General features: G+C 72.9%; 9 protein-coding genes. All 9 read right to left on the bottom strand.

The window, feature by feature from the left end; genetic code table 11:
• Positions 1 to 523 (bottom strand): SDR family oxidoreductase (locus SSMG_RS24320; protein WP_009080378.1); only part of this gene is annotated, 523 nt, incomplete at its 3' end.
• 97 nt (positions 524 to 620) lie between these two features.
• The gene (locus SSMG_RS24325; protein WP_009080380.1) at positions 621 to 1,484 is read right to left on the bottom strand and encodes a cell division protein FtsQ/DivIB; all 864 of its coding nucleotides are present in this window, start codon (positions 1,482 to 1,484) and stop codon (positions 621 to 623) included.
• The gene (gene murC, locus SSMG_RS24330) at positions 1,481 to 2,899 is read right to left on the bottom strand and encodes a UDP-N-acetylmuramate--L-alanine ligase (RefSeq protein ID WP_009080381.1); all 1,419 of its coding nucleotides are present in this window, start codon (positions 2,897 to 2,899) and stop codon (positions 1,481 to 1,483) included. Before murC ends, SSMG_RS24325 begins: the two co-directional genes overlap by 4 nt.
• On the bottom strand, positions 2,892 to 4,016 hold the full coding sequence (gene murG / locus SSMG_RS24335; protein WP_009080382.1) for an undecaprenyldiphospho-muramoylpentapeptide beta-N-acetylglucosaminyltransferase: 1,125 nt from the start codon (positions 4,014 to 4,016) through the stop codon (positions 2,892 to 2,894). The genes murC and murG overlap by 8 nt, the downstream gene beginning before the upstream one ends.
• The gene (ftsW, locus tag SSMG_RS24340) at positions 4,013 to 5,449 is read right to left on the bottom strand and encodes a putative lipid II flippase FtsW (RefSeq protein ID WP_009080384.1); all 1,437 of its coding nucleotides are present in this window, start codon (positions 5,447 to 5,449) and stop codon (positions 4,013 to 4,015) included. Before ftsW ends, murG begins: the two co-directional genes overlap by 4 nt.
• Positions 5,436 to 6,842 carry a UDP-N-acetylmuramoyl-L-alanine--D-glutamate ligase gene (gene murD, locus SSMG_RS24345; protein ID WP_009080386.1) on the bottom strand — a complete coding sequence of 469 codons (1,407 nt, stop codon included), beginning with the start codon at positions 6,840 to 6,842 and terminating at the stop codon, positions 5,436 to 5,438. Before murD ends, ftsW begins: the two co-directional genes overlap by 14 nt.
• 4 nt (positions 6,843 to 6,846) lie before the next feature.
• Positions 6,847 to 7,917, bottom strand: a complete 1,071-nt coding sequence (mraY, locus tag SSMG_RS24350; RefSeq protein WP_199786327.1) for a phospho-N-acetylmuramoyl-pentapeptide-transferase — start codon at positions 7,915 to 7,917, stop codon at positions 6,847 to 6,849.
• Between the two features lie 8 nt (positions 7,918 to 7,925).
• A complete protein-coding gene (murF, locus tag SSMG_RS24355) occupies positions 7,926 to 9,440 on the bottom strand; it encodes a UDP-N-acetylmuramoyl-tripeptide--D-alanyl-D-alanine ligase (protein ID WP_037714683.1) in 1,515 nt (504 codons plus the stop codon).
• Positions 9,437 to 11,044, bottom strand: a complete 1,608-nt coding sequence (locus SSMG_RS24360) for a UDP-N-acetylmuramoyl-L-alanyl-D-glutamate--2,6-diaminopimelate ligase (RefSeq protein WP_286156974.1) — start codon at positions 11,042 to 11,044, stop codon at positions 9,437 to 9,439. The genes murF and SSMG_RS24360 overlap by 4 nt, the downstream gene beginning before the upstream one ends.
• Positions 11,045 to 11,142: the final 98 nt, after the last annotated feature.

Here is an 11,142-nt window from a genome sequence, read left to right on the forward strand (position 1 = left end):
CCAAAACCTGCGCGGCGACCGCAGCAATATCCCCCAAATCAATAGGCGTCTGAGTAGCCCGAGGATAAACCGACCGAACCTCCCCCCGCTCCCGAACACACGAAGCCCACCCCAGCGAATTCGTCATAAACGCCCCAGGCCGCAAAAACGTCCAGTCAAACCCACCGCCCCGCACCGCATCCTCGACCGCAGCAAACCCATGCCCACTGGACGCCGGATGCGTATCCCCCACACTGGACCCAGACAACGCAACCACCCGCCGAATCCCCGCCCGCGCGGCCAACTCGCAAAACCGCGAAACAGTCCGCGCATAAGGAGCCAGATAAACCGCCTCGACCCCGTCCAGCGCAGCAGGCAACGTCGACGGCCGAGCCAGCGACCCGACCACCACCTCGACGCCGTCCGGCAACGCCGCCCGCTCCGGATCCACCGTCAACGCCCGCACCGGCACCCCGCGAGCCACCAGCTCGTCCACCACCAGCCGCCCGACGTTGCCGGTCGCACCCGTCACCAGAACCGTCATGCCCCCACCTTCTCGTATGGCGTACGAACTCAACAAGCGTACGGCATACGAGAAAAGACCGCCAACCCAACCGGAAGAGCGGCCCGGCACGCGGGCCTCACGAGGTGATAGTCGGCAACTCCGGCGCGGAAACGTCGTAAATCTTCCCCTGCTGCGTCAGCAACGCAGCCAGCACCTTCGCCTTGCGGTCGGTGTTCTCCGCGTTCCCCCACCGCACGGTCTTGCCGCTGGACAGCGTGAACTCGACACTCGCCGGCGTCTGCGCGGTGACCGTCGTCGTCTGCTTCAGCAACTGCTCCGGCAGCACCCCGAGCACCGCGGTCACCGCGCGGGTGACCGGATCGTCGACCGACACCTTCGGCAGCTTCAGCTCCGGCAGCCCGACCGGACGGGTCTTCACCGTCTTGAACACGACCCCGCCGCCGTCGACGAGATGCACCCCGTCGCCGCCGGGGCCGCTGTCGAAGAACGCGATCGGGGTCCGTTCGGTCACCGCGATCTCCAGCGTCGTCGGCCACGACCGGGACACGTCGACCGTCGCGACGCCCGGCATCTGCGCCACCCGGTCGCGGATCCCGTCGACGTCCGCGCGCAGCATCGGCTGTCCGGGCGGCACCGCCGCGGTCGCGCGGATCTGGTCCACCGACACGGTTTTCGCGCCCTGCACCTCGATCGTCTTCACCGAGAGCAGCGAGCTGAAGAACAGCAGGTACCCCAGCGCCCCCAAGGTGACGACGGTCAGCAGCGCCACCCACCGGCGGCGGATCTCCTTGCCGCGCGTGGGCCGCGACTTCCGGGCGGCGGCTCGCTTCGTGCGGCCCGACCGCGCGGCGGTGCGGGCGCGGGTGCGCTGCCGTTCCTCCTCGGTCCGCCGCCCCCGCCGTTCCCGGGCCAGGGCAGCACGCTGCTCCTCGCCCGCGCGCGGCGCGGGCGAGCGACGGCGCTGCCTGGTCCCGGTCATGCCCCTGCGGCCCTCCGGTCCAGCTCGGCCAGGATCTCCGGGCCCAGCTGCGTCACGTCGCCCGCGCCCATGGTGATCGCGAGGTCGCCCGGCCGGACGAGGTCCGCGACCAGGCCGGCGGCCACGTCGAAGGCGGGCTGGTAGTGCACCGGAACGGTCACCCGGCCGGCGATCAGCGCGCCGGTCACGCCCGGCACCGGCTCCTCGCGCGCGCCGAACACGTCGAGCACCACGACCTCGTCCGCCAGCGACAACGCCTCGGCGAACTCGGCGGCGAAAGTCTGCGTACGCGAGTACAGATGCGGCTGGAACACCACGACGACCCGTCCGTTGCCCGCCGCCGTGCGCACCGCGCGCAGCTGCGCGGCCACCTCGGTCGGGTGGTGCGCGTAGTCGTCGTACACGCGGACGTCGCCCGCGCGGCCCTTGAACTCGAACCGGCGGCGCACCCCGCCGAACGCGGCGAGCCCGGCGGCCATGCCGTCCAGCGGCGCGCCGAGTTCGAGCCCGGCGAGCAGCGCGGCGACCGCGTTGAGCGCCATGTGCTCGCCCGGCACCGCGACCCGCAGGTCGTGTTCTTCGCCGTCCAGCGCGATCCGCACGACGCCGCCGTCCGGCGCGGGCGTGTAGTCGAGCACGCGCACGTCGCCCTCGCCGGAAGCGGCACGGCCGTAGCGCCGCACCCGCACCCCAGCGGCGGCGGCCTCCTCGCCCAGCCGGGCCGCGCCCTCGTCGTCCGCGCACACGATCAGCAGCCCGCCCGGCTCGATCTGGCCGACGAAGTCGCTGAACACCTTCACGTACGCCTCGGCGGTGCCGTGGTGGTCGAGGTGGTCCGGCTCGACGTTCGTCACCACCGCCACCGACGGCGTGTAGGTGAGGAAGGACCCGTCGCTCTCGTCGGCCTCCGCGACGAACACGCCGCCCTCGCCGTGGTGCGCGTTGGCCCCGGATTCGTTGAGGTCGCCGCCGATCGCGAACGACGGGTCCATCCGGCAGTTCTGCAGCGCCACGGTGAGCATCGACGTGGTCGACGTCTTGCCGTGCGTTCCCGCGATGCACGCGACGCGGTGCCCGGCCATCAGCCCGGCCAGCGCCTGCGCGCGGTGCAGCACCGGGATGCCGCGCTCGCGGGCCGCGGCGAGTTCCGGGTTGGTCTCCTTGATCGCGGTGGACACCACGACCGCCGACGGCGGTTCGGCCAGCTCGGCGAGGTTGTCCGCGGTCTGGCCGACGAACAGCGTCGCGCCCTGCGCGCGCAGCGAAAGCAGCGCGCGCGATTCCTTGGCGTCCGACCCGGACACGGCCGCGCCGCGGGCGAGCAGGATCCGCGCGATGCCGGACATCCCGGCCCCGCCGATCCCGATCAGGTGCGCCCGGCGCAGCTGCGCGGGCAGTTCGGGCGTGTCAGGCACCGGCGGCCTCCAAAACGATGCGGGCGAGGGTCTCGTCGGCTTCGCGGTGGCCGAGCCCGACGGCGGCCGCGCTCATCCGCGCGACCCGGTCGGCGTCGGTCACCAGCGGGATCACCAGCTCGGCGACCTTCGCCGCGGTGAGGTCGGCGTCGGCGACCATCAGCGCCGCGCCGGCGTCGACCGCGGGCCGGGCGTTGACCGCCTGCTCGCCGTTGCCGTGCGGCAGCGGCACGAACACCGCGGGCAGCCCGACCGCGGAAATCTCGGCCGCGGTCATCGCGCCGGACCGGCACACCACCGCGTCCGCCGCGGCGTAGGCCAGGTCCATCCGCTCCAGGTACGGCACCGGCACGTACGGCGGGCGGCCGGGAAACTCTTGTACGGCAAGGGAATTCTTGGGGCCGTGCGCGTGCAGCACGCCGACGCCCGCCTCGGCGAAGTCCTTCGCCGCACCGGACACCGCGGAGTTGATCGACGCCGCGCCCTGCGAACCGCCGAACACCAGCAGCGTCGGCGCGTCCGGGTCCAGCCCGAAGAATTCGCGGGCTTCAGCGCGCAGCGCGGCCCGGTCCAGCGACGTGATCGAGCGGCGCAGCGGAATGCCGACCACCTCGGCCTTCGGCAGCGGCGTGCCCGGCACCGCGACCGCGACGCGGGACGCGAAGCGGGCGCCGACCTTGTTGGCCAGCCCGGCCGACTTGTTCGCCTCGTGCACCACGATCGGCGTGCGGCCGCGCGCGGCGAGGTACGCCGGCAGCGCGACGTATCCGCCGAAGCCGACCACGACGTCCGCGTGCACCCGGTCGAGCACCTCGCGGGTGCGGCGGACCGAATCGCGCACCTTCAGCGGCAGCCGGAGCAGCTCCGGCGTCGGCTTGCGCGGCATCGGGACCGGCGGGATCAGCTCCAGCGGGTACCCGCGCGCGGGCACGAGCTTGTTCTCCAGGCCGCGCTCCGTGCCGAGGGCGACCACCTCGGCGTCCGGGCGCAGCCGCTTCACGGCGTCCGCCAGCGCGAGCGCGGGCTCGATGTGCCCGGCGGTGCCCCCGCCCGCGACCACCACGACCGGCGCCCGGCCCGCTGCCGACCGCTGCGTTCCCTTGACGGGCTTGCTCACCGATGACCTCTCCGGTTCGCGGTGCTCCGGGCACCGCGGTTCGCTGTACTCCGCCGCGCCGACCGGCGGCGTTCCTGTGCCGGTGCGGGCCGGGCCGCACGCGGCGCCGGCCGGGCCGCCCTCGTCCCGTTCCCCGCGGCGCGCGTGCCCTTGCGGGCGGACGGCGGGCGGTACGGATCGGGCGCGGGCAGCCGCAGCAGGCGTCCGAATTTACCCGGCCCGTGCGAGCGCAGCGCGGCCACCGCCTCGGGTTCGTGCCGCGCGGCGTTGGCCAGCACTCCCATGATGAGCATGGTGATCACGAGCGACGTGCCGCCGTAGGAGATCAGCGGCAGCGTGACGCCGGTGACCGGCAGCAGCCCGACCACGTAGCCGATGTTGATGGCCGCCTGCGCGACGAGGAAGACCGTCAGCGTGCCCGCGACGATCCGGATCCACGGGTCGATGTTGCGCGTGGCGATGCGCAGGCCCACCACGGCCACGCCGGCGAACAGCGCCAGCACGACCGCGCAGCCCACGAAGCCCAGTTCCTCGCCGATCAGCGCGAAGATGAAGTCGTTCTGCACGTTCGGCAGGTAGCCCCAGTTCGACGCGCCCTGCCCGAGCCCCTTGCCGAACAGCCCGCCGTCGGCGAGCGCCAGCTTGGCCTGGTTCGCCTGGAACCCCTCGGCCGAGGTGTCCGCGTCCGGCGACAGGAACGACATCACCCGGGCGAGCCGGTAGGGCGCGATGATCGCCAGCACCAGCACGCCGCTCAGGCCGCCGGCCAGGATCACCCCGAACAGCCGTTTCGGCGCGCCGGCGAACCACAGCAGGCCGAGCAGCACCACCGCGAGCGTGATCGTGCCGCCGAGGTCGGGCTGCAGCATGACCAGCGCGAACATCAGCAGCGCCACCGGCACCACCGGGACGAGCAGATGCCGCCACTGGTTCAGCACGTTGTACTTGATCACCAGGATGTGCGCGCCCCAGAAGGCCAGCGCCACCTTCGCCGCCTCGACCGGCTGGAAGGTGAACACGCCGAGCTTGAACCAGCCCTGCGAGCCGTTCACCGTCGACCCGAGCGGCGTCAGCACGAGCAGCAGCAGGCCAAGGCAGGCGACGGTCATGGTCGCCGACATCCGGCGCACGCGTTCGAGCCGCACCCGCAGGCCGATCCAGAACACGATCCCGCCGATCGCGACGAACATCAGGTGCCGGAAGAACAGCGAGTACACGCCGCTGCCGGTCTTCGGGTTGTAGGAGGCCACCGACGACGCGGACAGCACCATCACCGCGCCGATCACGGTGAGGATGCCGGTCAGCGCGAGGACCAGGTGGAACGACGCGAGCGGCCGCGAAAGCCAGGCGGTCAGCCCGGTGCGGAGCGCGACGAACGGGCTTTCCCGGCGAATGCGCCGAGGCCGCGGCTTGTCGCCGTCAACGACTGTCATCCGCCGCCCCCGCCGCGCCTTCGGCCAGCGCACGCACCGCGGCTTCGAACGCGTCGCCGCGCGCTCCGTAGCCGCGGAACATGTCCAGCGAGGCGGCGGCGGGCGCGAGGAGCACCACGTCACCAGGACGAGCCAGGGCGCTGGCCGCATTCACCGCCGCAGTCATGGGCTCATCGTCACCCGGAAGGAGGCGGTTGCACGGGACATCCGGCGCGTGTCGCGCGAGAGCGGCTTCGATCACGGGGGAATCGACACCCAGCAGGACGGCCGCGCGCAGCCGTCCGCCGACCGCCGCGACGAGGTCGTCCACCGAGGCGCCTTTGAGCTGTCCCCCGGCGATCCAGACCACGCTTTCGTGCGCGAGCAGCGAGCCGAGCGCGGCGTGCGGGTTGGTGGCCTTCGAGTCGTTGACGTACCGGACGCCGCCGATCTCGGCGACCTCCACCGCGCGGTGCGGCGCGGGTTCGTACGCGCGCAGCCCCTTCCGCACCGCGGCGGGCGACACCCCGTGCGCGCGGGCCAGCGCGGCCGCGGCGAGCGCGTTCGCGAGGTTGTGCGGTCCGGCCGGGCGGACGTCGGCGATCTCGGCCAGTTCCTCCGCGCTCGTCTCCGGGTCGGCCCCGAAAGCGCGGTCCACCAGCAGGTCTTCGACCAGGCCCAGCTCCCCGGCGCGCGGCGTGTCGAGCACGAACCCGATCCGCCGGGCCCCGTCGGGCGCGTGTTCCTCGGCGATCCGCGTGGACCACGGGTCGTCGACGTTGTGCACGACGGCGCGCGAACGCTGGTGCACGCGGCCCTTCGCGGCGGCGTACTCCTCCATCGAGCCGTGCCAGTCCAGGTGGTCCTCGGCGAGGTTCAGCACAACCGACGCGTCCGGCGCGATCGTGGACGACCAGTGCAGCTGGAAGCTCGACAGCTCGACGGCCAGCACCTGGTGCCCGCCGCGCACCGCGTCGAGCACCGGATAGCCGACGTTGCCGCAGGCCACCGCGTCCGCCCCGGCCGCGCGCAGGATCGACTCCAGCATCCCGACCGTGGTCGTCTTGCCGTTCGTGCCGGTGATCACCAGCCACGCGGGCGGATGCTCGCGCAGCTGCCCGATCCGCCAGGCCAGCTCGACGTCGCCGATCACCTCGACGCCCGCCTCGGCCGCCGCGACCAGCAGCGGGGACGTCGGCCGCCAGCCCGGGCTGGTCACGACGAGCGCGGTGTCCGCCGGGGGTTCGGTCAGGCCCGGGACCAGCTCGGCGCCCAGGCCTTCCAGCTCGGCGAGCCGCTCGGCGTTGCCGTCGGTGACCGTGACCCGCGCGCCCAGCTCTCGCAGCACCGGGACGACCGATTTCCCGGTGACTCCGGCGCCCGCGACCAGAACGTGTTTGCCCTCAAGCTCCAAGGGGTCAGCTCCCGAAGTTGAGCTGCTCGCTGTAGAACAGCCCGAGCCCGAACATGCAGCAGATCGCCGAGAGCAGCCAGAACCGGATGATCACCGTGGTTTCCGCCCACCCGGCCAGCTCGAAGTGGTGGTGGAAGGGCGCCATCCGGAACAGCCGCCGCCGCGTCGTGCGGAAGACCGCGATCTGCGTGACCACCGAGATCATCTCGACCATGAACAGGCCGCCGATGACGATGGCGAGCAGTTCGGTGCGGGTGGTCATGGACAGCCCGGCGACGAGGCCGCCCAGGGCGAGCGACCCGGTGTCGCCCATGAAGATCTTCGCCGGCGCGGCGTTCCACCACAGGAACCCGATGCAGGCCCCGGTGGCCGCGGCCGCGACGACCGCGAGGTCGAGCGGGTCGCGCACGTCGTAGCAGGCCGGGAGCGGCTGGGTCGAGCAGGAGAGCCGGGCCTGCCAGAACGAGATCACCACGTACGTCGCGAGCACCATCGCCGCCGCGCCGCCGGCCAGCCCGTCGAGGCCGTCGGTGAAGTTCACCGCGTTCGACCAGCCGGAGATGACGATGTAGCAGAAGATCACGAACACGACCGACGGGAACGTGATCAGCGCCAGGTCGCGCACGTAGGACAGGCTCTGCGACGCCGGGGTGAGCCCGTGCGAGTCGGCGAACTGCAGCGACAGCACCGCGAACAGGATGGTGATCACGAGCTGGCCGACCAGCTTCGCGGTCTTGTTCAGGCCGAGGTTGCGCTGCTTGCGGATCTTGATGAAGTCGTCGAGGAAGCCGACCAGGCCGAGCCCGACCGCGAGCATCAGCACGAGCAGGCCGGACGCCGAGGGCGCCGCCGAGCGCGAGTTGCTGATCCAGGTGATCAGGTGCGCGACGAAGTAGCCGACGACCATCGCGATGATGATCGCGACGCCGCCCATGGTCGGCGTGCCGCGCTTCGACTTGTGCCCCTGCGGGCCTTCCTCGCGGATCTCCTGGCCGAAGCCCTGCCGCGAGAAGACCCGGATGAGGTAGGGCGTGAGCAGGATCGAGACCAGCAGACCCGCCGCGGCCGCGATCATGATGTTGATCACGCGTGACCACCGTTCGAGCGTTCGGAGTTCAGGAGAGAGGGGTCGGTGTTCGTTTCCGGATCGGCCAGCAGCGCTTCGGCCACCCGCCACAGACCGGCGGCCTTGGACGCCTTGACCAGCACCACGTCCCCGGGACGGAGCTGATCATGCAGCACGGCGACCGCGGCCTCGACATCGGGTACCAGCACCGACTCCTCGCCCCAGGACCCCTCCTGGAACGCGCCCTGGTGCATGGCGGCGGCCTCCTGGCCGACCACGACGAGCTTCTCGATGTTGAGCCGGACCACGAGGCGCCCGATCGAATCGTGCGCGTTCACCGAGTCCTCGCCCAGCTCGCCCATCACGCCGAGCACCGCCCACGCGCGGCGGCCGGAGCGGCTCATCGAGGCCAGCGCCTTGAGCCCGGCCCGGACCGATTCGGGGTTGGCGTTGTACGAGTCGTTGAGGATCGTGACGCCGTCCGCGCGGGTGGTGACCTCCATCCGCCGCTCCGAGCGCCGCTGCAGCGACGACAGCCGCTGCGCGATCTCCTCGGTGGTCGCGCCCAGCTCGCGCGCGATGGCGGCGGCGGACAGCGCGTTGCCGACGTGGTGCTCGCCATGCAGCGGCAGCGTCACCGGGGCCTCGCCCTCGGGCGTGATCAGCCGGAAGGACGGACGGGCCTCGGCGTCGACCGTGATGTCGGCGGCCCGGATCTGCGCCCCGGCCGACTCCCCGACGCCGACGATGCGGGCCTTGGTGCGGCTCGCCATGGCCGCGACCAGCGGGTCGTCGAGGTTCAGCACCGCGAGGCCGTCTTCCGGGAGCGCCTCGACCAGCTCGCCCTTGGCCTTCGCGATGCCCTCGCGCGAGCCGAATTCGCCGACGTGCGCGCTGCCGACGTTGAGCACCGCGCCGATCCGCGGCGGCGTCGTCTCGGCGGCCGCGGCGATGTGCCCGACCCCGCGCGCGGACATCTCCAGCACGAGGAACTTGGTCGAGGCGTCGGCGCGCAGCGCGGTCCACGGGTGGCCCAGCTCGCTGTTGAACGACCCGGGCGGCGCGACCGTCGGGCCCATCGGCTCGATCAGCTGCGCGATGACGTCCTTGGTCGAGGTCTTGCCGGACGAGCCGGTGACGCCGATGACGGTCAGCCCGCCCGCGGCCAGCCGGTCGACGACGTGCCGGGCGAGCTTGGCCAGCGCGGCCAGCACGGCGGCGCCGGAGCCGTCGGTGTCGCCGGTCAGCGCGACCGACCCGGAGTTGGCCTGTCCCGGCGGCAGCGGCGGCACGACGATCGCCGGGGCGTCGACCTCCCGCGCGGCCAGCACGCCGACCGCGCCGGCCTCGACCGCCTTCGCGGCGAAATCGTGCCCGTCGACGCGTTCGCCGGGCAGGGCGAGGAACAGCCCGCCCGGGCCCAGCTTGCGCGTGTCGAATTCGACGCTGCCGGTCACGACAGCGGATCCGTCGGTGCGGTGCAGCCTGCCGCCGACGACGTCGGCGATCTCGGCCAGGCTCAGCTCGATCACGCGGTCACCTCGAGACGCTTGCGGATGGCGGCCTCCAGCTCGTCCCGGTCGGAGAACGGGTGCACCACACCCTGGGCCTCCTGGCCGGTCTCGTGGCCCTTGCCTGCGATCAGGACGATGTCGCCCGGCCCGGCGAGCGACACCGCGTGCGCGATCGCCTCGCGCCGGTCGGCGATCTCCAGCACCTCGCCGCCCGCCGCGGGCCCGACGGCGCGGGCCCCGGCGAGCATCGCGGCGCGGATCGCGGCCGGGTCCTCCGAACGCGGGTTGTCGTCGGTGACGATCAGGAGATCGCTGCGGCGCACCGCCGCCTCGCCCATCATCGGGCGCTTCGCGGTGTCGCGGTCGCCGCCGCAGCCGAGCACGGTGATGATCCGGCCTTCGGTGCGGGCGCGCAGGGCGTCGAGGCCCTGGGCCACCGCGGCCGGTTTGTGCGCGTAGTCGACCACCGCGGTGAACTCCTGGCCGAGGTAGACCCGCTCCATCCGGCCGGGCACCTCCACCGCGGCGAGCCCGGCGACGATGTCGTCCGCGTCGATGCCAGCGCTGGCCAGGATCGCCGCGGCGAGCACCGCGTTGGCGACGTTGAACGTGCCGGGCAGCGGGATCTTCGCCGCGCGGCTGAGGCCGTCCGGCCCGAGCAGCGTGAAGGTCTGCTCCCCCGCCGGGGTCGCCTCGATGTCGGCGGCGCGCCACAGGGCGTCGGCGCCGGCTTCGATCGACACGGTCACCGTCTGCGGGGTGAGCAGCGCCTGTCCCCACGCGCTGTCCACGACGACGACCTCGGTGGTCGACCGGCCGTCGAACAGCAGGGACTTGGCGGCGAAGTACTCCTCCATGTCCTTGTGGAAATCGAGGTGGTCCTGCGAGAGGTTCGTGAACGCGCCGACCGCGAACCGGGTGCCGTTGACCCGGCCGAGCGCCAGCGCGTGGCTGGACACCTCCATCGGCACGTGCGTGACGCCGCGCTCCAGCATCACCGCGAGCAGCGCCTGCAGGTCCGGGGCCTCCGGCGTGGTGAACCCGCTGGCCAGGCGCTCGCCGGCGATCCGGGTCTCGACCGTGCCGATCAGGCCGGTGGTGCGCCCGGCGGCGCGCAGTCCCGAGTCGACCAGATAGGAGGTGGTGGTCTTGCCGGAGGTGCCGGTGACGCCGAGGACGGACAGGTGCAGCGACGGCTCGCCGTAGATCCACGCGGCGATCTCGCCGAGCGCGGCGCGCGGGTCCGGGTGCACGAGGACGGGCACCGGCGCGTCGCGCAGCGCGGGCCGGTCGGCTCCGCTCGGGTCGGTCAGGACGGCCGCGGCTCCGGCGGCGAGGGCCTGGTCGCTGAAGTCGGCGCCGTGCGCGCGGGCTCCGGGGAGGCCGGCGAACAGGTCACCGGGGAGCACGTGCTGCGCACGCAGCGTGGTGCCGGTGACGGTGAGGTCGGCGGCCTCGGGACGGTCGGCGATGAGCCGGGCTCCCGCACGGGCGAGCAGAGTGGCCAGCGGCACCGGGTCGATCCGGGCCGGGCGGGGCGGCGCGGCGGCCGCCTTGGCCGGGCTGTCCGGCAGCGACGCGGCAGCGGGCCCGCTTCGGGGCTGGGACGAGGACACGGACACGCCGGAGAGGTTACCGAGGCCGGATCCGGGTGACCCAACGCGGTACGGCGAACGCGCGTCTCTGCTCGCGGGTGTGGTAGGCGGGGCGGGCAAGATCG

Origin of the sequence: Streptomyces sp. AA4 (assembly GCF_000158875.1) — a bacterium.
In the GTDB taxonomy this organism is placed as follows: domain Bacteria; phylum Actinomycetota; class Actinomycetes; order Mycobacteriales; family Pseudonocardiaceae; genus Amycolatopsis.